Here is a 26,126-nt window from a genome sequence, read left to right on the forward strand (position 1 = left end):
TTATGATGTATACCAATTCGCTTAATTAAATGATCTATTTTCAGGCTTGAAAAACGTGTTGATAGGCAAAAATTTGATATTTAGTTGTTCTCCGCAATTGCTCCTGCATTGCTCTACCTTCTGCATCCATGCTGTCGTAAATGAGAATTTTTTAACGCAGGTAGCGACACGTTTAGCTCCGCAAAATGATTAAGTATTATTGCAGATAAGTACGCTTATAATCCTTCATACTCAGCCTTCCTTGGTTTTAAAATTTGCTTTCTACAGTCAACCATATCCCAACAATCCGTTTCAGGTACGCCGTAATACCAGACTCTAAAAATCGGTTGATACTTTTCAATCACCCGTTGTTGCATACGTTTTGAAAAATGAGGTAAGTAAATAGTTTTGATCGTCGTAATGTGTCTTGTGATCATATTTCCTAAATTAAAGCGCGCTTGGCGATACCGAATGTCTGCTTTTTTATATTCCCTGCTATCAGGTGTAAAGTTTTGCATGTTTTGTTTAGGACCAGTCGCCCAGCCAGCTACTTTATTCATTTGTTCAGCAAACGGCTTAACGGTAAACGTGATATGAATGGGGTCATCGGCATCGGTGGGCCCAAAGCCTCGCGTAAATACATTGTAGTGATAATTAGGATGAGTAACCTTAAAAAGAATTGTTGCATAGGCATTGGGTTGTAATAAATCCAAACGATCCCGTGGGAAGGTAATTGGCTTATTAGCATAGGCAGTTTTAAAGTATCTATAACCTGAGTCTATGCCACAACTACTATGACCACATGACTCTGTGTACACAGACTCTATCAAAAAAGGGAATTCTGGCACTGAGCCATCTTCTGTTTCAATCGTCACAATAATGGGCCCACGATAGCCATGCGCCTTATCAAATACCCTAGTGCAACTTGTTGTCAAAAAACACGCCAGTAGCACACAGTAAAATTGCAGTGCAGTTTTACGCTTATAATCCTTCATATTCAGCTTCCCTTGGTTTTAAAATTTGCTTTCTACAGTCAACCATATCCCAACAATCCGTTTCAGGTACGCCGTAATACCAGGCTCTAAAAATCGGTTGATATTTTTCAATAACCCGTTGTTGCATACGTTTTGAAAAATGAGGTAAGTAAAAAGTTTTGATCACCGTAATGTGCCTTTTAATCGTCTTTCCTAAATTAAAGCGCTCTTGCCAAAGCTGCATTTTTCCATTGAAATGCTCATTACTATCTGGTGCCGCGTTCTGCATCATCACTTTGCCTTGCTCGGCCCACCCAGCTACTTTATTCATTTGTTCAGTAAACGGCTTAACGGTAAACGTGACATGAATAGGGTCATCAGCATCGGTGGGCGCAAAGCCTCGCGGAAATCCGCGGTGGTGATAATTAGGATGAGTAACAGTAAACTCAATCGATGCATAGGCGTTGGGCTGTAATAAATCCAAACGCTCCCGTGGGAAGGTAATTGGCTCATTAGCATAGGCCGTTTTAAAATATTTATAACCAAAGTCAATACCACAACTACTATGACCACACGACTCTGAATAGGCCGACTTTATCAAAAAAGGAAATTCTGGCACTGAGCCATCCTCAGTTTCAATCGTCACAATAATGGGCCCACGATAACCATGTGCCTTATCAAATAGCGTAGTGCAACTTGTTGTCAAAAAACACGCCAGTAGCACACAGTAAAATTGCAGTGCAGTTTTACGCTTATAATCCTTCATACTCAGCTTCCCTTGGTTTTAAAATTTGTTCTTGGCAAGTCATGCTTTTATTAGCAGCACTTGCGAGCTTAAAATTAATGTAGCATTCAAGACTACTTTATTATTCAAAGTTAAGTAATGCTAATTGCACCAGCCGTTCAACTGTCGTGTCTTGAACATTTTTAGGCGCTTTGGGGTAATACTTTGATTTTGGCGGCTTAATAGTTATAAACCCATGATTGGTTGCCATTTCATGTGCTAACAACTTACGCTCTCGGGGCGTTAGGTGGTTTTCGTGTATTTTTGCCAGCTCGCCACTATCAAGCCATATTCCTGCACAGCCTGGGCATTCATCTATTTCGACGGCCTTTACTGGCGAAAAATACCTGCGCATCATCACAATGCTTATGCACTTTGGACAATTAATTCGTAGCGATACATCGTATTCACTCTCGATATGATCACTTAAATGTTTAAGTAATACCTGACCATGCTTTAACTCTGGTGAGCTAAATTTAAAAATTTGGCTGTTATCAAAAAATACACCACCTTGCGTTGAAGTGTAAACAGTAATACCACCAATTAATAATGGCTCAAGAGAGGTATTTGTACGTGGGCATAACATTCTGAAAATCCTTTTTATTTTAATACCTAGCTACACTACTTTACTCAAGTGCTTTATGAATAAGCCCAACAAGCGGCGTTGGTAATGTAATATTACCTGTAAGTACAAACTCATGGGCTTCATCTGACATTTTTTGCCATGTGCGGCGAATAATACCAATCCATTTTTCTTCATTGTAATCTGGTTTTGCACTGGCAAACCCAAGCATGTAGTGTTCAATAAACACCAAACTTGCTACATCTTCAACTAATTGGCTATCTGGATTGCGCTTAATATCTTTTTTAGCAACCGCGTTATAAACACGGTTTTGGTCCGTATCGTTAAACCCAGCTTGTTTCATTAATTCAACGGCTAGTGACGCATGAAAAATATAAAGTGCGCTACGCCATTGATGATAACCCTGCTTGTTCATTTCAAAGTCGCTACGTGGCGATTTCCAACGCTGAATATGCTGTGCACGCACTGCAATTTGCATAAGTTCATCGGCATCAGGTTTAAAGCGAGTTAGCATTTCGCTCATACGCTGTGAGTATAAATACTCTTTTGGAAAACTTTCTCCATTGTGCTGCTCAGTATTAGGGTCTTGGTTATTAGCTTCATCAATCAGCGTTATTACTTTATTAAACATGACGGTCTTTTATTGTAATTAGTTTTAATCATTCTAAACGCTGATAAAACAATAAACTAGTGGCCCACTCACTTCAGCGGTGAAATTTGTTCAATCAAAAAGTAAAACCAATAATACAGGTATAAAATTAAGCGCATTAATAAAGTTAACTTGTTATTATCTTAGAAACAAAAATGACACATGTGCGTAAACTAATAAAAATTAACGCGCTAAAAATGAGAATAATATGTTTAAAAAAACAATTTTAGCTATTTGCTTAGCTGTAGCATCACTGCCGAGCGCAGCCGATAGCAATGCAGATTTAAAAACCATTATTGATAACCATTGGCAAAATGCAAAAGCCGAAAAAATATTCTTTCGTACCGACCCTGATGGTTGGAAACCCAGTGGTACATTACCAAATTGGACCGAACAAGCCATTGCAAAGCGCCAAGCTTATAATAACAGTGTATTAAAAAGCTTAAGTAAAATAGATTCTAAAACGCTGAGCAGCTCGCAATTAATGAACTACCGTTTATTTAAATACGAGCGAGAAACAGAGCAGCAAAGTTACCTTTTTCAAGATAAGTATTTTCAGGTTAACTTTTTAAGTGGCTGGCATACCTACTTTGCCGAAGCACCGGCTAATATGGCATTTTTAACACCTGATGATTACAACGCATTTTTAGTAAGCCTTGCCGACTACCCTCGCTTTAATCAAGAAAACATTAACTTGATGAAGGAAGGAATTGAACTGGGGTATACGCACTACTGCAAAACATTTGAAAGTTACGGCCAGAGCATTAACGCTCATATAGTTAAGCAACCTGAAAACAGTGCCTTATACGAGCCCTTTACACGTATACCAAATACGTTTACAGCAGAGCAAAAGGCCACATACCAAAACAAAGCAAAAACCTTAATTAGCTCAAAAGTAGTCCCGGCTTATCAGCACTTTTACGACTTTTTTGAAAACGATTACATGCCTAACTGTAGAGCAGAGCCGAGTATTTCAAGCGTTAAAGGCGGGCTTGAGTATTACAAATATGCAGTTAATTACTACACCACAACCAATGCCACACCAAAGCAAATTCATGAGCTTGGCTTAAAAGAAGTGGCGCGTATAAAAACGCAAATGCAAAACATCATTGATAAAGTAGGTTTTGATGGCACGTATGCTGAGTTTTTAGAATTTTTAGCGACCGACGAGCAATTTTACGCAACAGACGCGCAAGACTTACTTGAAAAAACAGCTTTTATTACGCAAAAAATGTATGGCAAGTTACCAACCTACTTTAATCATTTACCGCGTAACACCTTTACAATAAAAGGCTCAGCGAGTCGCGGCGCGTTTTATATGCCACCTGCTGATAACCGTTCCCCTGGCACTTACTTTTTAGCCTCAACACCTAATCTACAGCCTTTGTATAATTTAGAAGCACTTAGCTTACATGAAGCAATACCAGGGCACCATTTACAAAACGCTATTGCAATGGAGTTAGATGTACCTCAGTTTAGACGCACACTTAGCCACTCAGCATTTGGCGAAGGTTGGGCACTTTACACCGAACGTTTAGGTAAAGAAGCCGGCTTTTATCAAGACCCATACAGCGACTTTGGTCGTTTAGGTTACGAAATGTGGCGTGCCGTGAGACTCGTTGTTGATACCGGTATTCATGCATTTGGCTGGAGCCGCCAAAAGGCAATTGACTACTTGGCAGATCACACTGCTTTGCCACAAAGTGCGGTGGAGGATCAAATAGATCGTTATATATCATGGCCAGGCCAAGCGCTCTCTTACAAAATGGGCGAAATAAAAATACGCGAACTGCGTGCAAAAGCCGAAAAAGAACTCGGGGCTAAGTTTGATATTCGCAGCTTTCACGATACAGTTATTGGACAAGGCTCGCTCCCTATGTCGGTACTTGAAGATGTAATAAACGATTGGATTGCAGAGCAAAAATCAGCGAGTTAAAACAATACTTTTACAAACTAAGGGGCGGTAAGTTTACCGCCCCCTTTTTAAAACTCTATTAAACACCTCAAAACTAATCCCTACCCGCTTTTGCTTCGTAAACTTAATGATTACAAAAACCAGAGCAAACCTATGAGCAAACGTATTTTATATTGGCTACAAAACGATTTACGAATAGACGACAACCCTATTTTAAGCGAACTTGCTACTGAGCAATGTGCGCTCGATATTGTATTTGTAATAAACACACACTGGTTTAAAAATAATAACTACCAACAAAAGCCATATGGCGTGCACAAACAACAGTTTTTAATGCAAAGCTTATTTGAGCTGCAACAAGAGCTTATTGAGCGCGGGCAAACACTGCACGTACTTGAGGGCGAACCTGTTAGTGTTTTAAAGCAGCGCATAGCTGAGCAACACATTGATGAAGTAGTGTGCAGTGAACATGTTGGAACCTATGAGCAGCGCCAACTCGCGCGACTAAAAGCACATTGCCCACATGTCATATTTAAAACAACTCAACAAGACACTTTATTTCAACAAAGCGACCTCCCTTTTGATTTAGACGAGCTGCCTAAAAGCTTTACCCCATTTAGAAAAAAGGTAGAGGCGATGAACATACCTATAACAACCTCAACTCTGCCTAAAGGTTTACTTCCCCAGCCTATAACATTATGTGCTGCAAACCCAATTGAGCTTAATGAGCATACTAATTATAACAACGCAGTAATGAATGGCGGGCTTAAAAGTGCGCAAACACATTTAAAGCAATACTTTTCAGACTTGCTACCAAGTACTTATAAAATAACTCGAAACGAGTTTGATGGCTTTAATAACACCACAAAATTTAGTACCTGGCTTGCTTTTGGCTGTGTAAGTGCGCGGCAAGTTTATAAAGCCGTTGAGGCGTACGAACATAACCAAATAACAAACGAGTCTACCTACTGGATTAAGTTTGAGCTGCTGTGGCGAGAATATTTTAAATGGCATGCACTTAAGGCAGGTAAAAGCCTGTTTAGTTTTAAAGGTCAAAAGCAAACAAAACCCCTTACTACCTTTATGCCAAACCGATTTGCTGCGTGGCGTAATGGCTCAACGCCCTATCCATTAGTCAATGCGATTATGAACGAGCTTAATGCGACCGGTTATATATCAAATAGATCAAGGCAAATTGCCGCAAGCTGCTTAGTTAACGAACTTGGCCTTGATTGGCGCTATGGCGCGGCTTATTTTGAACAACTGTTAATTGATTACGATGTAGCCGCTAACTGGGGTAATTGGCAATATATAGCAGGTGTAGGGGTCGACCCGCGTGGCGGACGCCACTTTAATATACAAAAGCAAACCGCGCAGTTTGATCCGCACGCTGCTTACACTAATAAGTGGCAAGGCAATGAAAATACCAGCACGCAGCTAGATACCTTAAACGAAGTTGATTGGCCAATTTAAGCCGCCAATCAACTTTTACCAAGTAACGTTTAAAACAGCTTAGCAATGCCTATATTAATTACGTAACCGCCTAACGTTAAAAACAAAAACAAGCACAGCGCCAGTAACAGCGGTTTAATACCCGCTTGGCGAATTGCCCCAACATGTGTGCGTAAACCCAAAGCCACCATCGCAATGGTTAGTAATATATTATCAAACCAAACAACTGCGCTTGTAGCCACTTGAGAAATAATAGAGAGTGAATGCACACCACTTGCCACAATAAATAACACTGCAAACCAAGGCATGCTAATACCTGATTTATTATCCTCATTACTTATAGTATTACCTGCCTTTGCTCTTTTTTTACTTTGCCAAAACGACAAAGCAACTAAAAATGGCGCAAGCATCATTACACGTAGCATTTTTTCTATAACGGCGGTATCTGCTGCATTGGCGCTTACAGCTGTGCCCGCTGCAACCACTTGCGCTACTTCATGAATGGTTGAGCCTACAAAAATACCATATGCGTGCTCACTCAGCCCTATATACTCAAACATGATTGGGTAGGCAAACATACTCAACGTACCAAATACCACCACCGTTGCTACAGCTACCGATACTTTATGTGCCTGCGCTTTTATTACAGGCTCGGTTGCCATTACAGCTGCTGCGCCACAAATAGAGCTACCTGCGCCAATTAATATTACTGTTTGCTCATCAAGCTTAAATACTCGTTTGCCAAGCTGTATTGCTAATATAAACGTACCACTGAGCATAACAATGTCGGTTAGTAAGCCATGCCAGCCAACGCCTGCTACCTGTGCAAAGGTAATTCTAAAACCAAATAAAATAATACCTGCTTTGAGTAAAATACTTTTAGCGTAATCAACACCTATATCGGTTTGCGTAGCAATACGCGAAAACACACTGTTACCCACAATAATGCCAAGCACAATACCAATAGTTAAGGAGCTAAACTGCGCGCTTTGCATTACCGGTAACTTACTCATGGCAACAGCAACACCCGCTAAAACAATAACCAATAGCATTCCTAGCCACCAACGCGAGTTGGTATACTGCTTAGTATTAATACTAAAAAGCTGTGGCATATCTTTAATTGCACTAAGCATAGTCATCCCTTAATAAAGTCATCGTAATTAATTGACTTCATTTTAAGAAAGCGCAAAATATAACTCCAATACATTAAAATCATGATTCGATAACTTAAGGTTATGTGATTTGAGAGGCACAATGAACTTGCATGCACTTCGGGTGTTTTATACGGTTGCTAAATTAGGCAGTTTTTCAGCAGCAGCTGAGGCGCTTTTTATAAGCCAACCAGCTGTGTCTAAAGCTTTAAAAGAGCTTGAGTATCAGCTAAATATACAACTTATTGAGCGTGCATCTAAGGGTAAGAAACTCACCTTAAGTGAAGGCGGACAAGCACTTTTTGAACATGCTCGTAGTATTTTTGCTATTGAAAAGGCAGCCATTGAAGATATTAAATCACGCACAGGGCTTAAGCGCGGCACACTCGTTATAGGCACCAGTACAACTATTGCCAGTTATTGGCTACCGCCTTATTTAGCCAAATTTTGTGCGCAGTACCCGCATATAAAAGTAGAAGTACAAGTTGCTAATACCGCGCAAATTGAGCATGCCTTACTTGAATGCACTATAGATTTAGCACTGGTTGAAGGCACACCTACCGAGCCGCATATAATAAGTAAGCACTGGCAAAACGATTTAATGAGTATCGTTATACCCAGTAACTTTAAGCTCACTAAAGACTTAAAAGCATGGTTAAACGAGCAGTTTTGGCTACTGCGCGAGCCAGGCTCTGGCACTTTAGAAATGTCGGTAAAGTTATTAGCAGAGCATGGCGTACAAACAGAGCAAAGTATGCAATTAGGCAGCAACGAAGCCATAGCAAGGGCCGTCGCTCAAGGTATGGGGGTCGCTTTATTGCCAAATGTAGTTACTGAGGATTTGGTGCAGCTTGGTAAATTAACACGGCTAGAACAGCCAAATAACGTCGAGTTATCAAGACCATTATACCAATTACACTACAAAGACAGACCGTCTTCACATGCCGCACAAGCATTCGAAAAAAGCCTGTTTAGTGAATAATGTTTATATGCGTAAATTTAACCGTTATATGTATGCTACGTATGTGCCAATTGCGAACGCTATTGACTTAAGATGCATGGAATCAAGATTTAATCCCTTTAGCTGAAGCCTCAATTGACGACTTTTGTATCTAAGATCACTTTCAAACAATGAATAAAGACCCCCTAGTAAGCATGCTATGGGTGTTATCTGACAAACTAAAGAAGATTAAGTGTAGTGTAAGAAAAATTTAGTCATATAAAAACCCGCTAAATTAGCGGGTTCTAGTAAAACAGATTTAAAGACCTGCTGTGGATATTGAGCGATGATAGGGTGGAAAACTGCACCTACTGACTTAAACTTATTAAGCCCGCATGAACTTTTTTGCTATATTCTTTATCTCTAATGCAAAATACAAATTCAGCACTGGAAAAAAAATTAATTATAATTAAAGTGTCGGTATTTTTCATATCTAAAAAAGTATAATTAACTGTCTGACCATTTACACTAAACCATTTCGCATCCTTAAGCCTATTTTCTACCTCTACTTTATCTTTTTCATAAACAAAAGGGGTTGGAACAAATGAAATTGACTTACTCTTGATTAGTACCTCGCCAAACTCCCTAAAATAAAGCCCTTTCGCACATTTTTCCGCTGAATCTAAAACTATTTGTGTATGCTCTCTAGCATTCCATAGCCTAACTTTCTGTCCATTACGTTCCTCTATCTGTAAGTTATGTATAAAACTTCTTTTTAACTTACCATTATTATCAAATGTTTTACTGACACTATATAAGAGCTCATTTCCATCCTGCTGCGCTACCAAACCAATAAACACTTTAAAAATTTCATCTTGCCATTATTACAAGACTCACAAGCTTTTAAAGTATGTAAGTTTGGAATGATTTTCCTTGTCTCTTTAGGGTATAGACCTTTTTGTGGTAGGTGCTCTTTTGTTAACTTTTCCGTAAAACGACCACATAATGCGCACTCTAGAGCAGCCATAGAGACTTTCCTTAATAAGACATAACACAATAAAACTCAGTTCCCTCATGTATATAAATTGGTGACGGTACTATTTATATGATTATTCAAAACAGATATACATCAGATAAATATCACGCAACATATAGAAGGAATCCAAAAGAGTAAATTTTTGGCTTCACACATTAAAGTATCAGGAGACTACTCATAGCAGCCCAACAGCTAACTTATAAACCTATTTGCTAAATCGTTAACCCCAAATACGAACAAGCTCTATTTACAAACCCTGAGTTAAGTCTTGCGCTAACGTACCCGTTGGCTTTTCAATTACACGCACTAACTCTTTACCATCGTCTTTTACTATAAACGTTGGCGTGTATTGTAAATCGTGAGCTTCTGCAATGCCTGCATCGTCTTGCTTGTTGTAACCTACGGCCACGTATTCAATGCTTGCAAGTTTTACCTTTGATGCATCAATTAACTTAATGAGTTTTGGCACTTCGCGCTCACTGTCGTGGCACCATGTTCCAAATAATACAATTAGATCTTTGCCTTCTAGCTTTTGCATTAGGGCAATGTCTTGTGCTGTTGGCGTAAACGCTTTGTATTGTTCGTTAAACTTGTCGTAGTCGCTTAGCAGTACATCAGTGCTAATTCCGCCCGAAAACGGTGCATCAGCAGCGCAGCTTACAAGCGGCATGCTTAAAGCGCACAGTAAAATTAATTGTTTAAACATAAGGTTGCTCTTAATTTAGGTATTAAACGACTATACCCAATATTGAGTGTGGAGTGAACAACTCAAGACCGTTACTTTTTATCCATAAAAAAGTTAACTTGCGATAAGTTAGTTAAATATTCTCGCCTTACGTCTTTATTCCCAGCTAGCTTGTCTAAATCACCAATCAAGGTAACTAGTTTATTATGAGAATGGCTGCTTGTTTTTTTAAACTCATCTTGTTTTTCGTCGCTCTCAACACGCTCTTTTTTGTTCATGTTGTAGCTGTTTTCGTTTTCTTCAAGCCAAATATCGTCAATTAAGCGAATGTCGCTTTTACTAACTGTTTGCTCTTGCATCGCCATGTGCAGCTCGTATTGATTAGTTTGCGGATTAAACTCAAACATTTTTGTATCAACATCAACCTCGTGAGACTGATCAAGCCCCACAAGCTCTTTATTTTTAACGGCGGTGTTTACGTTATAACTCTCTTCTTTGTTGTAGTAATCAGGGCGACTATATTGATAATCAAAGTGGCTACTTACATTTTTACTTTGCGTTACACCGCTAAGATCCCCTAATTGGCTTTGATCAGTCGCTTGGCTTAGTTCAATGGTACTTTTAGGCTGATAGTCGCCGTTATCCAGCGCATAAGAAAATGTAGCATCAAAATCAGCGAGCTTAGAAATACCCGCTCCTAATGTATTCGGCGCTTTATTACCTAGCCCTTGGTAACGGCTATCGTTTGTAATCATGTTATCAACTAAATCGGCTACCATAGCGCGCCCGTCATTAAAGTGCTGATCTGCAAGCGACTCCAAATTGCTATAACGCTCAGCCGCTGACGACATACTCGCAAAAGCGCCTTTAAATAATGCAAAACCTTGCTGCATTGCCTCATCGCCTTTGCGCCCAAATGCCGACTCTTTATCGTCCTGGGTGCTGTTTACTCGGCTATCTTCTAGGCTTTGATCGAGCGACGCTAAATACTGCTGCATTTGCTGCGTGTCTTTAGCGCCAATGGTTGACATATCAAGTGCAAAATCAATGTCGTTTTGCCCACCTGCGGCTTTAAACACAAGTGCTTGCTGGTTTGATGCTTCATCAATGGAGTAACTTAAATCAAGCGTGTTCTCTTTCGAATCAAGATCTTTATTTTGCGTTGTTGAAAACGACACATCAAAGCCTGTTAGCTGCTCACTATTAAACCCTGCTAAAAAATCTAAACTCATGTCTGTTTGGTTTGGCACTATAAGAGGATTAAATGAGTTTTCACTCACTTTAAAAAATTCATCGGCCATTTCGCCAACACCACTGAGCACCTGCGTAAGTGCTTTATGCTCAGCCTCAGATAAATCGCCATTTACTTCGTAACTTAAACTAAAGCCATCAACGGCTTCGCCTGTGTTTTCATCGTACCCTTGCGATGAGTTAAAGGTAATGTTTATAACATCGCCCTCTTTGGTTTTTACCGAGAGCTCAAACAGGTAGTTATCGTCATCCTCGTATTTTGCGCGATTAAGGCTTTCCATATATGGATTAAGTGAGCGCTCTACACGTTGCTGGCTTGAGGCTAAAAACGTTTTTTGCTCATGTCCAAGCTGACCTAAACTCGATAAAATATCGCTGGTATTAGCATAAGCACCCTGAATATTTTTAACCGACGTATTTAATCGCTCAATTAATTGGGTACTGTTTTCGTTTTTTAATAACCCCTCATGCTGAGAACTTATTACGGTGCGCAGGGCGAGTTCTTCATCGGAGAGTTTATAGTTAAGCGTGCTTGAAATAGTAAATAACGAGGTAAGTTGCTGCTTTAACACGTCCCCTGCTTTTTGATTACTGGCTAGTGCTTCGTCAATAGTTTCGTTATTTAGCTGGCTTAATAATTCATCGGATATTTTGGGGGCGTTAGTTTGTAAATCATTAATAGCTTGAAGGTCGCTACCGGTTAGTAGTGAAGGACTCACAGAGGTTTGGTTAGCGTTATTAACTGATTGGGCAAGTAAAGTGCTTAAATTAGACTGGCTGCCAAGTACATTATTAACCATGATTATCCTTAATCGCTAAACCCTATTAAGTAATGTATCGGTCGCAGCATTAAAAGCTTTAGCTTAAGGAGACGTTTTTTACCTATTATTTATACAAACAACCCATTAATAAATCGGATAAGTGTAGGTCGGATAAGCACAACGCCATCCGACAATTCACTATTCTATTCGCTTAACACTTCCATCTGTTTCTTTAATTCTTTTTACTAAAAAGTCGACCGCCGCTTTTACCTTTGGTACTAAATAACGCTGCTTTTGATACAACAAATAAACCGCCATAGTCGCATTTTGGCTTATCGCTAATTCATGCTCAAACTTAAGCTCTTGCAACTGGCCAGACTCAAGGTATGAGTCGAGCGCCCACCGAGTTGACATTAAAATGCCCTCACCATTACATGCTTTTTTAGCTAGCCACGATCCGTTATTTGAAATAGCGACCGCAGGCCCAGAAACGTCGTGCCATTGCTCATCCACTTTACATAACCAAGGCGTTGGTCCCGCTGGCGTTTTAAAATAAAGGCCACTGTGGCCCTTTAATTCCATAACATTAGTGGGCATACCGTATTTTTGTAAATAGCAGGGTGACGCAACAGGAATAAAGCCGTTATCCATCAGTTTTATTGCCAACACGCGCTCATTTGGCGCATAGCCACCGCGAATAGCAATATCAACATCGTCACGCCCAAGTGTCGACAGCTCATCACTTAAGCTAACATCTAATATAATTTCGGGGTATAGCGCGCTAAATTCATCAAGCAGTGGCAGTAATATTTTGTCACCAAAACTCACCATTGAGCTTATACATAATCGCCCCATTGGTGTTGTTTGATAACTGCGCACAGTTTCGTGGCTTTGCTCTAGCTGATTTAATATTTGCTGAACATCGTTATAGTAAATTTGCCCAACTTCGGTCAATTTAACTATGCGGGTAGAACGCTTTAAAAGCGTCGCCCCTAGGCTTTTTTCTAAATCAGCAACTCGCCTCGACAACGACGAGGGCGGCACATCAAATGCTTTGGCGGCTTTGGTAAAACTGCCCGTTTCAACCACCTTAATAAAATACCGTATGGCTTTTAGTTGATCCAAGTCGCTTCTCCATTACATAAAATGCTTTATTGTCTTAAAGACAAAAGTGATTCGCATTTTCCCCTATATATAAGCAAATTAAAACAAGTAATAATGTACTCAACCTAAAGACAGGGACTTAAATTGCATTTTTTGGCAATTAAACACCTTCACTTAATGATGGAAAGCTGACTTATGATTACTTTGCACGGTTTTGCTGCTAGCAACTATTACAACCTAGTTAAACATGTACTTTTACACAAACAACTGCCATTTAAAGAACACCTTGTTTACGGCGGTAGTGAAGAGTTACTAGCAATCAGCCCTGCAGGCAAAGTGCCTGCAATCACAACAGCTAACGGGCTTAATATTTCAGAGTCGAGTGTTATTTGCGACTTTTTAGAAGAGTCGTACCCACAAACCCCGCTATATCCTGAAGATGCAGGTGAGCGCGCAGTTGTACGTCAAATTATGAAAATGGCAGAGCTTTATTTTGAACTGCCAAGCAGACGATTCATCCCTTATGTATTTTCAGGCGCTGAAGTACCTGAAACAACTAAAGCCGAAGTACGCCAAGTATTAACGCGTGGCGTAACCGCCTTGAGTAGCGTGTGTAAGTTTTCGCCTTGGATTGCAGGCGAGCAATTTACCATGGCAGACATTTACGTTTATTACGTAAACACCATAGTTAGCGCCTTTGGCTCAAGCCAGCTTGATTGGGATGTACTTGAACAAGTACCCGGCATGAAAGAGTGGAACGAATCAATGAGCCAATTAGCTATTACCCAAAGTATAGAGGCCGATCGCCAAGCGAATATGGCTGAATTTATGCAAAAAGTGAAAGCGCAAATTCAAGCAGCAAACGCTAAATAAAGCGTAGCTATAAAAGTAATCTATTCTAAATTTCAATTACTAACTCAGTATCGCCAATACAATAATGTGATTGGCTTAACAAATTTAATTCTTTGCAGGAGACACCTATGACAGATAAAAATATCCAACTTACTTCAACTATCAGCGAAGACAATAAACTAACACTTGCCTTAAAAAACATCGAGATGCCAAAACCAAGTGCCGATGAAGTGGTTATTCGCATTGAAGCTGCACCATTGAACCCATCAGACTTAGGCGTTTTATTCAGCGCAGCTGGTATGTCTACTGCAAAGCAATCGGGTACTGATGAAGACCCAGTAATTACTGCCGATGTTCCAGCGCAATTTATGCCATCACTTAAAACCCGTGTAGGTAAAGCAACACCAGTAGGTAATGAAGGCGCGGGCACCGTAGTAGCAGCAGGCTCATCACCAGCCGCACAAGCATTAATGGGTAAAACCGTTGCAGTAATTGGCGGCGGTACGTATCGTCAATTTATATGTGCCAATGTACAAAGTTGCCTAGAGTTAAAAGAAGGGACTACCGCTAAAGAAGGTGCATCATCTTTTGTTAACCCACTTACCGCACTAGCAATGGTAGAAACCATGCGCGCTGAAGGCCATAAAGCCATTATTCATGCCGCAGCGGCCTCTAACCTTGGCCAAATGCTAAACCGTATTTGTATTGCCGATGGCATTGATTTAATTAATATAGTTCGCAAACCAGAACAAGAAAAATTACTGCGCGATATGGGTGCAAAATATATTGTTAACTCAAGCAAGGACTCTTTTCTTGCTGACCTAACAGCTGCAATAATCGAAACCGGTGCAACTATCGCGTTTGATCCTATTGGTGGCGGCCAGCTAACAAGTGACATACTTAACTGCATGGAAGTTGCAGCTGCTCGCGATATGAAAGAGCACACAATTTATGGCTCTGATACATTTAAACAAGTGTATATTTATGGCGCGCTAGATCGAGGCCCTATTACACTTAATCGTAACTTTGGCTTTGCTTGGGCTGTAAACGGGTTCTTGTTATTTAATGCTTTAGGTAAATTAGGCACAGATACAGTAATGAAAATGCGCAAACGCGTTGCTAATGAAATCACTACTACTTTTGCGAGCAACTACACGCACGAAGTGTCATTAGCTGAGGTATTACATTTACAATCAATTGCCGCTTATTCTAAACAAGCTACAGGCGAGAAGTACTTAATTAAACCTCAAGCTTAATTAAATATTCTTCGTTAAAAATTAAAAAGCACAGCGCTTAGCACTGTGGTTTTACAATTAAAAAGCAGATGCTAATTAGGTATCTGCTTTTTTGTCGTAATAAAAACTTAAAAATATAATGAATGCGCAATAGGCTCGCTAATTGTTATTGAATTTATAATTTTTAATACACTCAAGCCATCAATGAAATTCTGGTATAAATGAATATCTAAATTACTTAACGCATTTAAGAACGTATCTTTAGAAATATCACCTGGAATCACCTTCTAGCATTATAAAACTTCAACAAAGATCCTCTTTGATCAAACTACTCAATAATTATACTAATTAATGCAATTAGTCATAAATCTGTAACTTTGATCCGCGATAATCTCTATCCGATAAATGAATAAACTCAAGAAGACTAAGTAAGATGAGTACACCCTTAGTGCAACTAACATTTGCACAGCAATCATTTGATGATTCTATGTCTGCGGCGATGAGCCACGCTATGGAATATGAAAAGCTATCGCTAAAAGCCAATGCTGCGCATAACATTACGCTGCAGTGTGTGTTGCCTGATGGCGCAAATGAGAGCGATGTTATTTCACTAAGTGCAACGCAGCCCAGTGCGCGTGGGGCGCAGTATTTTACTGAAAAAACGCTGAGCAATGCAGACCTTGAATCTGGTACTGTAAACCTAACTTTAAATAACATTACACAAAGCCAGTGTTTTGTAGTGCAAATGATGCTGCACGGAAAAAACACGACCTTAAAAGAAAGCCAGCAACTCGATGTGTACATTAAAGCATTTGAGCAAGGCTATATTCCTGAGCAAATAAAAACTGAACATACCAAGTCACAGGGCGTTCGTAGCTACTTTGCGAGTATGGGTTCTACGTTTTTATCGCTGTTTTAGTGCTGACTGCACTTAAATTACGCGATGCGACAAGTTATTAGTCTGCAAAACTTACTTTACCCATAGTAACTCCCGCAATACCTTGTGCAGTATTACTTAGGTGTTGCTGCTCTCCTGCTAGGCATTCGTTTGCTAAAATAGCAAATAACACAGCCTCTTTTGCATCGGGATTTATACCTAAATCGTCGGTGTTTTTAAAAGCCTTAATACGTGGGCAAAGCACTGTAAGTTGCGCCATTAGTAACGGGTTATGAATACCGCCACCACTTGCATACACCACACAATTTTGTACGCGCTCTGCACACTCGTTTAATGCATTTGCTATAACGGTTGCAGTAAAGGTATTTAAGGTGGCCATTACATCTTCATGGCTTAAATGGTGAGTATTTGTAAGCTGCTGTGCGGCGTTTAAATACGCTAAGTTAAATACCTCAGGCCCTGTGGTTTTAGGCATTGGAAGTTTAAAAAATGCGTTATTACATAATGCATTTAGTAATGGTGTATTTACCTTGCCTGCTTTTGCTATTTTTGCGCCATCGTCATAATGTAGCCCAGTAAAATGTTGCTGTACGTAGGCATCCATAATGGTATTACCGGGGCCAATATCGGAGCTAAACACGCCGTTTGCATCACCATTTTTGGGTAAAAACGTTAAGTTAGCAATGCCGCCCATATTTAGCAAAATCCGACTCTCAGCAGCGCTCGAAAAATACAAATAATCGCCATACACAGCAAGTGGTGCGCCCTCGCCCCCTGCGGCTATGTGTTTTTGCCTAAAATCACCAATGGTTGTAATACCCGTAGTAACGGCTATTTGGTCGCTATCGCCAATTTGTAAGGTGCCATTAGTAAAGCTTTTGTGGTTATGCTGCGACTGCGGGCAGTGGTAAATGGTTTGCCCGTGACTTGCTATTACATCAATACTTGCCGGGTTTATTTGCCAAGTATGTAAGCACTGATTAACCATATTGCCATGGAGTTTACCTACCCACGGGTGCAATAAAGTAACAAGTTCTAAATCGCATTCTCGCTTAGCAAATACCTGCTTTATTTTAGTTTTATAATCGTCGTTGTAGTCAACAGTGGTAAAATTTAAAACCTCAATGTGTGTATTTAAGCCTGCGCCCGTTACTTTACACAGTGCAACATCAAGCCCGTCCAACGAAGTACCGCTCATTAAACCAATAATTAAACGGCTTGGTTTTTGGGCGCTGTTATAAAGAGCTTTAATGTGAGGGTGCATAATGGCATCTAAAATAGGTGTAATATTTTGCTTATATTAGAGGACTTTAAAACAAAGTAATAGCCGTAAACCGTTTAATTTAGGTTCTGATTGTTTAACGTTAAAATGATTGTTAAGTTAGTGTGCATACTAAAAATTTATGAAAAAATATGATCACCCTCAGAGAGTTTAAAGCCCAAGACGCGCCTTTTATTATTAGCACCCTAAATGATGAACAGGTAACGCGTTATTTATCGTCAAAAATTCCGTTTCCGTATACGCAAGCCGATGCTGATTGGTGGATAAACCAAGGCTCAAAAAACGGCGTAATTGACGCAACGGCTAAGGCCATTGAGGTTAATGGGCAATTTGCCGGCTGTATTGGCATAACTCCCGGCGAATTTGAATACAGCCACAGTGGCGAAATTGGTTATTGGCTAAATAAAGCCTATTGGGGGCAAGGCATTATTACTCGCGCTATTGAACTTATATGCAATGAAGCGTTTGCAAACTCACACATAAACAGAATTTTTGGCGCTGTGTTTGCTGGTAATACCGGCTCTATGAAAGCACTTATTAAAAGTGGCTTTGAGCAAGAGGTTGTGCTTAAACAGGCCATTTATAAAAACGGGGTGTTTTACAATAGCCATATTTTTAGCAAGCTAAAATAAACCATTTAGAATAAATACTCTGCAAAGCTTGAATTATCAACCACCCGCCCAAAACTCCTTTATTAAGGTACGCATTGTACATATTCATACTGCTTAGCCGCGCATTATTGTTTAGCTGAACACGATTTTTAAAGCGTAAACATTCGGTAAGTAGTTTATTTATATTAATAGGAGATCTTATATGTCTACGACTAGTCGCCAACTTACTCTTGAATCACGCCCTAATGGCGCTCCAACAGATGAAAACTTTAAATTAAAAACGGTAGAGCTTCCTGCATTAAAAGACGGCGAAGTTTTACTACGTACTATTTACCTATCACTAGACCCGTATATGCGTGGTCGTATGAGTGATGCTAAGTCGTACGCTGACCCAGTTAATATTGGCGATGTAATGGTTGGCGCAACAGTGTGCCAAGTAGAAGAGTCTAAAAACGATAAGTTTAGGATCGGTGAATGGGTACTTGCCTACACAGGTTGGCAAGACTACGCCATTACCGATGGTGAAGGCTTAATGCAGTTAGGTAAAGAGCCTGCAAACCCTTCATACGCATTAGGTATTATGGGTATGCCTGGCTTTACTGCTTACATGGGTTTACTTGATATTGGCCAGCCTAAAGAAGGCGAAACCGTAGTTGTTGCAGCAGCAACAGGCCCAGTAGGTGCAACGGTTGGTCAAATAGCTAAAATTAAAGGCTGTAAAGTAGTGGGTGTTGCTGGTGGTAGCGAAAAATGTGCACACGCAGTTGAAAAACTAGGGTTTGATGCCTGTATTGATCACAAAGCTGATGACTTTGCAGAGCAGTTAGAAAAAGCCTGCGATAAAGGCATTGATGTTTACTACGAAAATGTGGGCGGTAAAGTATTCGACGCCGTATTACCACTATTAAATACCGCAGCACGCGTACCATTGTGTGGTTTAGTATCGCAATATAACGCTACTAGCTTGCCAGAAGGCCCAGACCGTTTAGGTATGCTAATGGGTCAATTGCTTACTAAGCGTATTAAAATGCAAGGCTTTATCATTTTTGATGATTACGGCGACCGTTACGACGAGTTTGCACAAGACATGCAAAAATGGCTGCAAGACGGAAAAATTCAATACCGTGAGCACATGGTAGAAGGCATCGAAAATACAGTAGGCGCGTTCAACGACATGATATGCGGTAAAAACTTTGGTAAAACTGTGGTTAAAATTAATAACCCACTTTAATTTTAAACGGCTTGTAAGGCCAAGTCCTTACAAGCCAAAAAAGGACTGACATGATCAAACTACACCATTTAAATAAATCACGTTCTAAACGCGTAATTTGGCTTTTAGAAGAGCTAAATGTTGACTACGAAATTGTGGCTTATCAGCGTAATAAAGACACCTTCCTAGCTCCTGACGAACTAAAGCATATTCATCAACTTGGTAAGTCACCGGTAATTGAAGATGGCGGTTTAATTATTGCTGAATCAGGCGCTATTACCGATTACCTTATTACTAAATACGGCAACGGTAAATTTGCACCAAAAGTAGATACCGCTGAATATGTTGACTACCAGCAATGGCTGCACTTTGCAGAAAGCTCAGCAATTTTACCGCTTTTACTTAAAATGTTTGTACTAAAAGACGGCGCTAAAACGCAGTTTTTAGAAGGCTATGCTGACGCTGAAACAGCTAAAGTAATTAGCTACTTTAACGACCGCCTTGAAGGTAAACGTTATTTAGTGGGCGATACCCTAACGGGCGCTGACTTTATGATGTCGTTTATTGTTGAAATAGTTAAAAACTCAGGTCAACTAGCGCACTTTAAAAACCTCGTTAAATACGACGAGCAATTACAAAGCCATGAGAAGTTTCATACAGCTAATGAGCTAGAAGCAAAGTACGACTAACTACTTTTATATAACATTAAGGGGCATTTAGCCCCTTTTTTAATGCCTGAAAAACACTCCTTATTAAAGTTACGCTTGTAAACTAAATTAACAAACAATCCCTTATTGCTAATAAAACTTTAATTAATAAGGCATAATGCTGCTATTGTTTTAGAATAATCACTAATAATACAAGCTGCTCTTGCGCGTATTGACTCACACTTGGGATCAACCATGACCATAAACATGCGTTTAACGACCGGTTTTGGCGTAATTTTATCAATGATGCTTATTTTAACCATTATTGGCATTTCGCGCGTTAGCCTCATTAATAATAACATTACCCACATGACCGACGTAAATTCGGTAAAGCAACGTTACGCAATTAACTTTAGAGGCAGCGTACACGACAGAGCAATAGCCGTGCGCGATGTAGTGCTAATTACCGATCAAAGCAGTTTAAGCTCCGTGTTAAAGAGCATAAAAGAGCTAAACGCATTTTACCAAACGTCAAGCCGGTCTATGGCCGAGCTAATGGGTAATATGAATAGTGAAGAACGCGCTTTAATTAATAAAATAAATCAAATAGAGCAGCGCACTCAGCCTTTTATTCAAAGTGTTATAAACGCTAAAAATGCAGGAAACCTAAACGAAGCTGAACGTATTTTATTAACCGATGCGCGCCCTGCGTTTACCCAGTGGCTAAATGTTATAAACCAATTTATAAACCTACAAGAGCAAGCAAATCAAACCACCACTATCGATACTCTAGATATTGCCAGCTCGTTTAAAATTTGGATGATTTCGCTCACCGCATTTGCCTTTTTAATAGGTATAAGCGTTGCGTATGTTATTAGCCAACTGATCAGAAATTCAGTAGGTGGCGAACCACAAGAAGCCGCTGAAGTAATTGCCCTTATTGCGCAAGGCGACTTAAGAGGTGATGTACAGTCGTGTTGCCCAAATAGCATGATGGCTTCTGTAGGGGTGATGCAATCTAAATTAAAAACCATTGTAGATAGCATTATTAACTCATCTGAAGAGCTTTCTACGCACTCTGCAAGCGTAGCGTCTGGCTCGCAGCAAGCACTTAGTGCCGCTGACGCACAAGTAACTTATACAAACTCGGCAGTAAGCAGCCTAGAAGAAATGAGCCGTAGTATCCATGCTGTAGCCGACTCAGTTAGGCAAACAGAAGATAACTCAAAAATAACCGCGCAATTATCGCAGCAAGGTAGTATTGCAGTGCAAAAAGTAGCGGCCGAAATTGAGCAAATTTCAGTAACCGTAAAAGCCACAGTTACCCAAGTAAACGTGCTGCAAGAACATGTAAAACACATTGGCGATATTTTAAGTGTGATCCGCAGTATTTCTGATCAAACAAACTTGCTTGCACTAAATGCAGCAATAGAAGCTGCAAGAGCAGGCGAAACAGGCCGAGGGTTTGCTGTTGTTGCTGACGAGGTAAGACAACTTGCCCAGCGTACTGGTGATGCAACTGGCGATATTGAAAAGATGATTTTGCAAGTACAAGAAAACACGCAAGCGTCGGTAACAGCTATGGAAACCACAGTACCACAAGTAGAAAATGGCCTAACGCTTACTCACGAAGCAAACGAGTTACTGCATCAAATACAGCAACAAGCTAACGATTCATTAAGTAACGTGCTTGAAATTGTTGAATCAACATCAAACCAAGTAGCCACCGTGGCGCAAATTAGTACCGGCGTTGAAGAAATTGCCAGTATGTCCAAAGAAACCAGCATGTCGCTTAACAGTAACGCACAAGAAGCCGTTGCATTAGCTGACCTTTCAAATACACTTAAAAAGTATATTAGCTACTTTAAAGTTTAATTTTTATAGTAAGCAATAAACAAAGGGGCTTTTAAGCCCCTTTGTCGTTTATGTACTTTAATAATAGCGGACTATATACCCGCTAAATCGCGCTCGGTAATACACTCACCCGACGCCATTTCAAACTCGCGGCAAACTAATGGGCGGTTTTCGTAAATAGAGCACATAAGCGTATTGCGGTCGAGTGCTTGGCACCAACCGTCGTCAGCGCGTTTCATTACTTCGCTGCCCCATTTATCGTATTCAATGTAGTTAAAAGGCACGCCGGTGTCGGTTACTATGCGCACTTCTAATTGGCAACAACAGGCTTGGCAGTTAGCACACGTAACGGGCTCTGGGGTAGTAGAAATATTTTCAACGGGAATAACAATATGAGGCATAGTGGCTTACTTTTTTGAATAAGCCACTAGGATACAGTAACTAATTTAACGCGCTAGTAGTTTTGCTTTAATATCGCTGTAACGCATTTGCTCGCACAGCGCAAAACCACTCAGCTGGCGCACTTTATTACGCGCAAATAACGGCACACTCATCCCTGCTAAAAAGCGGCATTGGGTTTCAATACCCACATTATGATTACCCTTGCCTGCCATATGCGCTAAAAACTCATCTACCTTTTGATAAATAAGTTGCTCGTCAATATATGCAGGCTCTATAGAATATTCAAGCTTAACCGCATGGCCTCTACACACACTACAATGCCCACATTGCTCAGGTGCATTTTGATCGTCAAAATAGCGCGCTAAGTTATAGCTTAAGCAACTTTGTAGCTCAAAAAATCGTACCAGTGCAGCAATACGTTTAATTTCGGCCTGTTCTTTGTCGGTAAAGTAATCGTGAAGTTGCTGGGCAAGTTCTGGGTTATTTACAACCTCTCCATGCACTTTGTATACTTGAGTAATACGTTTGGTTTCAAGCGTTATTAGGTTTTTTTCGGCTAGGTAATCAAGAGCAGCCACTACACGTTTTCGATCAACCTGCGCTGCTTGCGTAAGGGAGTCAAAATTTAGTGTGCCCCATATTTTTTTAAAGTCAGTATGGCTAAATATTTGCGTTAAAAACGCTTGGCGTTGCTCATCAAAATGACCAAGTAGCTCGTTTTTATCAACCAAAAATTTATATTTAAAATCGGCGTAGTAAGCATATTGCGGCGTTATAGCGCCTTGCATTTCAAGCTGTACGAGTAAGGTTTTTAGTGCCAGTTGCCTAATATTACTTTCACTCGATAAGCTGTATTCTTGCATTTCCCATTGCTGGTGGCTTTGGCGAATATCGTTAATTACGTATTCAATACCGCTAAGCTCAGGGGTGTCGCCATATACAAAGTTTTCAACCGTATTTAGGCCGTCTAGGTTAGCAAGCGTGTAACAATTTGATGGATTGCCATCGCGCCCTGCTCGGCCAATTTCTTGGCTGTAGTTTTCTATCGATTTTGGTAAGTCGTAATGTATAACAAAGCGAATATCAGATTTATCAACGCCCATACCAAAGGCTATGGTTGCCACAACAACGTTAATTTTACCGCCCATAAAGTCATCTTGAATTTGCCAGCGTAGCGTATCTTCAAGCCCTGCATGATAAGCAACCGCATGAATACCTTGCGCACTTAGCACATTAGCAACTTGCTCGGCGCTTTGCTGTAGCGTTACATACACAATGCCTGGGCCACTTTGCGCACGCACAATGTTGGTAAGCTCGGTGTTTTTATCGGCGGTTTTAACGCTCAGTACACTTAAATCTAAATTAGCGCGGTAAAAGCCCGTTTGCACAATGCACTCAGGCGATATAGCAAAGCGCTCTGCCATATCGCGTTTTACTTTTTTAGTGGCCGTTGCCGTAAGTAACAACACTAAAGGAATATTAAGCTCTTCGCGGTAACGCGGTAGTTTAAGGTAGTCGGGTCTAAAGTTATGGCCCCATTCTGATATACAGTGCGCTTCGTCTACCACTAACATCGAAAGCGCCACTTGGCTTATAAACTCTCTAAAACGCTCGTTTTTAAAGCGCTCAACCGACACCATTAGTACTTTAATTTTACCATTTCGCACATCATTCATTACGGTGCTGCTTTGCATTTGATCTTGGCTCGAATCAAGGCTGGCAGCATAAATACCTTTGCTATTTAAAAAGCTAATTTGATCTTTCATCAATGCAAGTAAAGGCGAAACCACTAAGGTTAAATTTGGTAAATGCAACGCAGTTAATTGATAGCACAACGATTTACCCGAGCCGGTCGGAAATATAGCCAACGACGATTGACCATTTAAAAGCTGCTCTATAGTTTGTTGTTGCCCTGTTCTAAATTGGCTAAAACCAAAGTGCTGCTCAAGTGATTGAATTAGTGGCGTGGTCATAAATGTCCTTTTGATGGCTAAACAATAGTCATGCTTATAAAAATGCGGTGTAGATGAAATATTTGCATGTATACCCAAACCATCTCAAGATGAGAGTTTCAGTTGGAGTTAAAAGCGATTTAGGCAAGGCATTGATTGCAAATAATAGTGGTTCTATTGTTAAAATCAATAACGCAGTATAAATCGCTTTTAAACCAACCCATTGGGCGTTTCACAGGCACTTACTCTCATCGTTGTTACTTCTTAAAAGGGGGCTGCCATTCTTGCAAAGTAACGCCTTGATATTAAGCCCCTGTGAAACGCTGAATTCTGCATATTGAGACGGTTTGGGTATAAGTATACAACAAATAACATTATTTATTGCTGACATCGGTTTTATTTAGGCGCAAACTAGGCACCCATAAAATGAGTAGTAACTACTTGTTGCCAAAATAATTTATTGATACCCAAGTCACCTTAAAAAACTAATAAAAAATACAGATCACTTGGGTATATTATTTTTAAGGGCAACGTTATGAGTATTACAATACCTAAAATCGTCGTTATTGGCGGTGGTGCTGGCGGATTAGAACTTGCAACCCAACTGGGGCATAAGCTAGGGAAAAAAAAACAAGCAGATATACTGTTAATAGACAAAAACCGTACCCACATATGGAAGCCGTTACTGCACGAAGTAGCGACAGGCTCTATTGACCCTGATTTAGATGGCGTTGTGTATTCAGCCCATGCCGCAAAACATCATTATCGTTTTCAACTTGGCACCTTTTGCAATATAGACCAAAGCAATAAAACAATTACCCTCTCCCCATTAAACGACGAGTTAGGCCACACTATTTTACCTGGCCGTACAGTTCGTTACGATCACCTTGTTATTGCCATTGGCAGCGTAAGTAACGACTTTAATACCCCAGGTATAAAAGAGCATTGCTACTTTTTAGATTCAAGCCAACAAGCAGAGCGCTTTCAGCACTCATTACTAGATAGCTTTACGCGCCTTCACCAAGACGACAACCAACAGCAATCACTTAATATTGCCATTGTAGGCGGCGGTGCTACGGGTGTTGAACTCTCAGCTGAGCTTTATCATGTGTCTGAGCTATTAAAGCTTTATGGCTTAACAAATATGTCGTCTAAGCGTTTACACATTCATTTAATTGAAGCTGGCCCGCGTATTTTACCTGCATTACCTGAGCGTATTGCCGTAAGTGCCAAGCGTGAGCTATTAAAGCTTGGCGTAAACGTGCGCGAACAAACGCAAGTGAAAGAAGGCACTGCGCAAGGCTTTATCACCAAAGATGAAGAACACATTGATGCCGATATTATGGTGTGGGCAGCTGGCGTAAAAGCACCTGACTTTATTAAAGATTTAGGTGTTTTTGAGCTTACTCGTAGCAACCAAATTCAAGTAAACGAGTTTTTACAAAGCACCGTTGACGAAAGCATTTTTGTATTAGGCGATTGCTGCGCATTTACCCAAGCCGACGGCAAGCAAGTACCACCACGCGCACAATCGGCGCATCAAATGGCGTTATGCGTCGAAAAAAATCTCATAGCAACATTAAAGCAGCAACCACTACGCGGCTTTAAATACAGCGACCATGGCTCGTTGGTTAACTTATCAAGCTACAGCACTGTAGGTAACTTAATGGGTAACCTAACCAGCAATACCTTTTTTATTGAAGGTAAAATTGCCCGCTTTATGTATATATCTTTATACCGTATGCACCAACGCGCCATACATGGCAGCGCAAAAACCTTTGCATTATGGATAAGCGAAAAAGTACTGCGTGTAGTGCGCCCAAAAATGAAATTGCATTAAAAGCAAACTGAATTAGCAGCCTATAAAATGGCTTTAATAAATTAATACTTTATTAAAGCCTCTTACACTATTAGTATCT

Annotated in this window: 23 protein-coding genes; 11 read left to right on the plus strand and 12 right to left on the minus strand. The window is 40.2% G+C overall.

The genetic code is table 11. From position 1 onward, the window contains the following. Positions 1-215: 215 nt before the first annotated feature. The 4 genes from I6E72_RS07835 to I6E72_RS07850 form a co-directional block, all read right to left on the minus strand. On the minus strand, positions 216-974 hold the full coding sequence (locus I6E72_RS07835; RefSeq protein ID WP_010554973.1) for a hypothetical protein: 759 nt from the start codon (positions 972-974) through the stop codon (positions 216-218). Continuing rightward, on the minus strand, positions 961-1,719 hold the full coding sequence (locus I6E72_RS07840; protein ID WP_010554974.1) for a hypothetical protein: 759 nt from the start codon (positions 1,717-1,719) through the stop codon (positions 961-963). The genes I6E72_RS07835 and I6E72_RS07840 overlap by 14 nt, the downstream gene beginning before the upstream one ends. Positions 1,720-1,819: 100 nt before the next feature. Then, on the minus strand, positions 1,820-2,323 hold the full coding sequence (locus I6E72_RS07845) for a TFIIB-type zinc ribbon-containing protein (protein ID WP_197111726.1): 504 nt from the start codon (positions 2,321-2,323) through the stop codon (positions 1,820-1,822). 40 nt (positions 2,324-2,363) lie between these two features. Further along, positions 2,364-2,951 carry a DUF4202 domain-containing protein gene (locus I6E72_RS07850; protein WP_197111729.1) on the minus strand — a complete coding sequence of 196 codons (588 nt, stop codon included), beginning with the start codon at positions 2,949-2,951 and terminating at the stop codon, positions 2,364-2,366. 226 nt (positions 2,952-3,177) lie between these two features. Here I6E72_RS07850 and I6E72_RS07855 point away from each other — a divergent pair, with 226 nt between their 5' ends. Together I6E72_RS07855 and I6E72_RS07860 are read left to right on the plus strand one after the other, a co-directional pair. Further along, entirely contained in the window at positions 3,178-4,905 is a 1,728-nt protein-coding gene (locus tag I6E72_RS07855) for a DUF885 domain-containing protein (protein ID WP_197111731.1), read from the plus strand. 132 nt (positions 4,906-5,037) lie between these two features. Next, positions 5,038-6,357 (plus strand): DASH family cryptochrome, encoded by a 1,320-nt coding sequence (locus I6E72_RS07860; protein ID WP_197111733.1) that lies wholly within the window; start codon positions 5,038-5,040, stop codon positions 6,355-6,357. A gap of 29 nt (positions 6,358-6,386) precedes the next feature. Here the strand turns inward: I6E72_RS07860 and I6E72_RS07865 are convergent, their stop codons facing one another. Continuing rightward, a complete protein-coding gene (locus I6E72_RS07865; protein WP_197111735.1) occupies positions 6,387-7,469 on the minus strand; it encodes a YeiH family protein in 1,083 nt (360 codons plus the stop codon). A 121-nt stretch (positions 7,470-7,590) separates the two neighbouring features. Here I6E72_RS07865 and I6E72_RS07870 point away from each other — a divergent pair, with 121 nt between their 5' ends. After that, the gene (locus I6E72_RS07870; RefSeq protein ID WP_197111737.1) at positions 7,591-8,469 is read left to right on the plus strand and encodes a LysR family transcriptional regulator; all 879 of its coding nucleotides are present in this window, start codon (positions 7,591-7,593) and stop codon (positions 8,467-8,469) included. Between the two features lie 326 nt (positions 8,470-8,795). Here the strand turns inward: I6E72_RS07870 and I6E72_RS07875 are convergent, their stop codons facing one another. The 4 genes from I6E72_RS07875 to I6E72_RS07890 form a co-directional block, all read right to left on the minus strand. After that, complete coding sequence (locus I6E72_RS07875) at positions 8,796-9,287, minus strand: hypothetical protein (RefSeq protein ID WP_197111739.1); 492 nt, start codon at positions 9,285-9,287, stop codon at positions 8,796-8,798. A gap of 423 nt (positions 9,288-9,710) precedes the next feature. Beyond that, positions 9,711-10,169 carry a thioredoxin family protein gene (locus I6E72_RS07880; protein ID WP_197111741.1) on the minus strand — a complete coding sequence of 153 codons (459 nt, stop codon included), beginning with the start codon at positions 10,167-10,169 and terminating at the stop codon, positions 9,711-9,713. Between the two features lie 71 nt (positions 10,170-10,240). After that, on the minus strand, positions 10,241-12,199 hold the full coding sequence (locus I6E72_RS07885) for a hypothetical protein (protein ID WP_197111743.1): 1,959 nt from the start codon (positions 12,197-12,199) through the stop codon (positions 10,241-10,243). Between the two features lie 159 nt (positions 12,200-12,358). Next, positions 12,359-13,285 (minus strand): LysR family transcriptional regulator, encoded by a 927-nt coding sequence (locus tag I6E72_RS07890; protein ID WP_197111745.1) that lies wholly within the window; start codon positions 13,283-13,285, stop codon positions 12,359-12,361. A gap of 174 nt (positions 13,286-13,459) precedes the next feature. On the opposite strand from I6E72_RS07890, the gene I6E72_RS07895 reads away from it, so the two are divergent. The 3 genes from I6E72_RS07895 to I6E72_RS07905 all read left to right on the plus strand — a co-directional run bounded on the left by I6E72_RS07895 (position 13,460) and on the right by I6E72_RS07905 (position 16,270). Continuing rightward, positions 13,460-14,137 carry a glutathione S-transferase family protein gene (locus I6E72_RS07895; RefSeq protein ID WP_197111747.1) on the plus strand — a complete coding sequence of 226 codons (678 nt, stop codon included), beginning with the start codon at positions 13,460-13,462 and terminating at the stop codon, positions 14,135-14,137. A 107-nt stretch (positions 14,138-14,244) separates the two neighbouring features. Then, positions 14,245-15,372 (plus strand): zinc-binding dehydrogenase, encoded by a 1,128-nt coding sequence (locus I6E72_RS07900; RefSeq protein ID WP_197111749.1) that lies wholly within the window; start codon positions 14,245-14,247, stop codon positions 15,370-15,372. Positions 15,373-15,784: 412 nt separating this feature from the next. Further along, positions 15,785-16,270 carry a hypothetical protein gene (locus I6E72_RS07905; protein WP_197103418.1) on the plus strand — a complete coding sequence of 162 codons (486 nt, stop codon included), beginning with the start codon at positions 15,785-15,787 and terminating at the stop codon, positions 16,268-16,270. A gap of 37 nt (positions 16,271-16,307) precedes the next feature. Here the strand turns inward: I6E72_RS07905 and I6E72_RS07910 are convergent, their stop codons facing one another. Then, the gene (locus I6E72_RS07910) at positions 16,308-17,513 is read right to left on the minus strand and encodes an anhydro-N-acetylmuramic acid kinase (protein ID WP_197111751.1); all 1,206 of its coding nucleotides are present in this window, start codon (positions 17,511-17,513) and stop codon (positions 16,308-16,310) included. A gap of 149 nt (positions 17,514-17,662) precedes the next feature. Here I6E72_RS07910 and I6E72_RS07915 point away from each other — a divergent pair, with 149 nt between their 5' ends. The 4 genes from I6E72_RS07915 (at position 17,663) to I6E72_RS07930 (ending at position 21,874) form a co-directional block, all read left to right on the plus strand. Next, complete coding sequence (locus I6E72_RS07915) at positions 17,663-18,163, plus strand: GNAT family N-acetyltransferase (protein WP_197111752.1); 501 nt, start codon at positions 17,663-17,665, stop codon at positions 18,161-18,163. Between the two features lie 181 nt (positions 18,164-18,344). After that, complete coding sequence (locus I6E72_RS07920) at positions 18,345-19,373, plus strand: NADP-dependent oxidoreductase (RefSeq protein ID WP_007377416.1); 1,029 nt, start codon at positions 18,345-18,347, stop codon at positions 19,371-19,373. A 50-nt stretch (positions 19,374-19,423) separates the two neighbouring features. Next, positions 19,424-20,041 (plus strand): glutathione S-transferase family protein, encoded by a 618-nt coding sequence (locus I6E72_RS07925; protein WP_010554991.1) that lies wholly within the window; start codon positions 19,424-19,426, stop codon positions 20,039-20,041. A gap of 213 nt (positions 20,042-20,254) precedes the next feature. Next, a complete protein-coding gene (locus I6E72_RS07930; RefSeq protein WP_197111753.1) occupies positions 20,255-21,874 on the plus strand; it encodes a methyl-accepting chemotaxis protein in 1,620 nt (539 codons plus the stop codon). A 71-nt stretch (positions 21,875-21,945) separates the two neighbouring features. On the opposite strand, the gene I6E72_RS07935 is transcribed toward I6E72_RS07930, so the two are convergent. Together I6E72_RS07935 and I6E72_RS07940 are read right to left on the minus strand one after the other, a co-directional pair. Further along, on the minus strand, positions 21,946-22,254 hold the full coding sequence (locus tag I6E72_RS07935) for a YkgJ family cysteine cluster protein (protein WP_010554993.1): 309 nt from the start codon (positions 22,252-22,254) through the stop codon (positions 21,946-21,948). 45 nt (positions 22,255-22,299) lie between these two features. Continuing rightward, positions 22,300-24,228, minus strand: coding sequence for a RecQ family ATP-dependent DNA helicase (locus I6E72_RS07940; protein ID WP_197111754.1), 1,929 nt, complete (start codon positions 24,226-24,228; stop codon positions 22,300-22,302). Between the two features lie 514 nt (positions 24,229-24,742). Between I6E72_RS07940 and I6E72_RS07945 the strand changes: the two genes are divergently transcribed. Next, the gene (locus I6E72_RS07945) at positions 24,743-26,047 is read left to right on the plus strand and encodes an NAD(P)/FAD-dependent oxidoreductase (RefSeq protein ID WP_007583476.1); all 1,305 of its coding nucleotides are present in this window, start codon (positions 24,743-24,745) and stop codon (positions 26,045-26,047) included. Positions 26,048-26,126 lie beyond the last annotated feature (79 nt).

Source organism: Pseudoalteromonas sp. NSLLW24, assembly GCF_015864725.1.
GTDB classification, from domain to species: Bacteria; Pseudomonadota; Gammaproteobacteria; order Enterobacterales; family Alteromonadaceae; genus Pseudoalteromonas; species Pseudoalteromonas arctica.

Coding starts and splice junctions, on each gene's coding strand:
- I6E72_RS07835 (WP_010554973.1), bottom strand. CDS start 974: ATGAAGGATTATAAGCGTAAAACTGCACTGCAATTTTACTGTGTGCTA.
- I6E72_RS07840 (WP_010554974.1), bottom strand. CDS start 1,719: ATGAAGGATTATAAGCGTAAAACTGCACTGCAATTTTACTGTGTGCTA.
- I6E72_RS07845 (WP_197111726.1), bottom strand. CDS start 2,323: ATGTTATGCCCACGTACAAATACCTCTCTTGAGCCATTATTAATTGGT.
- I6E72_RS07850 (WP_197111729.1), bottom strand. CDS start 2,951: ATGTTTAATAAAGTAATAACGCTGATTGATGAAGCTAATAACCAAGAC.
- I6E72_RS07855 (WP_197111731.1), top strand. CDS start 3,178: ATGTTTAAAAAAACAATTTTAGCTATTTGCTTAGCTGTAGCATCACTG.
- I6E72_RS07860 (WP_197111733.1), top strand. CDS start 5,038: ATGAGCAAACGTATTTTATATTGGCTACAAAACGATTTACGAATAGAC.
- I6E72_RS07865 (WP_197111735.1), bottom strand. CDS start 7,469: ATGCTTAGTGCAATTAAAGATATGCCACAGCTTTTTAGTATTAATACT.
- I6E72_RS07870 (WP_197111737.1), top strand. CDS start 7,591: ATGAACTTGCATGCACTTCGGGTGTTTTATACGGTTGCTAAATTAGGC.
- I6E72_RS07880 (WP_197111741.1), bottom strand. CDS start 10,169: ATGTTTAAACAATTAATTTTACTGTGCGCTTTAAGCATGCCGCTTGTA.
- I6E72_RS07885 (WP_197111743.1), bottom strand. CDS start 12,199: ATGGTTAATAATGTACTTGGCAGCCAGTCTAATTTAAGCACTTTACTT.
- I6E72_RS07895 (WP_197111747.1), top strand. CDS start 13,460: ATGATTACTTTGCACGGTTTTGCTGCTAGCAACTATTACAACCTAGTT.
- I6E72_RS07900 (WP_197111749.1), top strand. CDS start 14,245: ATGACAGATAAAAATATCCAACTTACTTCAACTATCAGCGAAGACAAT.
- I6E72_RS07905 (WP_197103418.1), top strand. CDS start 15,785: ATGAGTACACCCTTAGTGCAACTAACATTTGCACAGCAATCATTTGAT.
- I6E72_RS07910 (WP_197111751.1), bottom strand. CDS start 17,513: ATGCACCCTCACATTAAAGCTCTTTATAACAGCGCCCAAAAACCAAGC.
- I6E72_RS07915 (WP_197111752.1), top strand. CDS start 17,663: ATGATCACCCTCAGAGAGTTTAAAGCCCAAGACGCGCCTTTTATTATT.
- I6E72_RS07920 (WP_007377416.1), top strand. CDS start 18,345: ATGTCTACGACTAGTCGCCAACTTACTCTTGAATCACGCCCTAATGGC.
- I6E72_RS07925 (WP_010554991.1), top strand. CDS start 19,424: ATGATCAAACTACACCATTTAAATAAATCACGTTCTAAACGCGTAATT.
- I6E72_RS07930 (WP_197111753.1), top strand. CDS start 20,255: ATGACCATAAACATGCGTTTAACGACCGGTTTTGGCGTAATTTTATCA.
- I6E72_RS07935 (WP_010554993.1), bottom strand. CDS start 22,254: ATGCCTCATATTGTTATTCCCGTTGAAAATATTTCTACTACCCCAGAG.
- I6E72_RS07940 (WP_197111754.1), bottom strand. CDS start 24,228: ATGACCACGCCACTAATTCAATCACTTGAGCAGCACTTTGGTTTTAGC.
- I6E72_RS07945 (WP_007583476.1), top strand. CDS start 24,743: ATGAGTATTACAATACCTAAAATCGTCGTTATTGGCGGTGGTGCTGGC.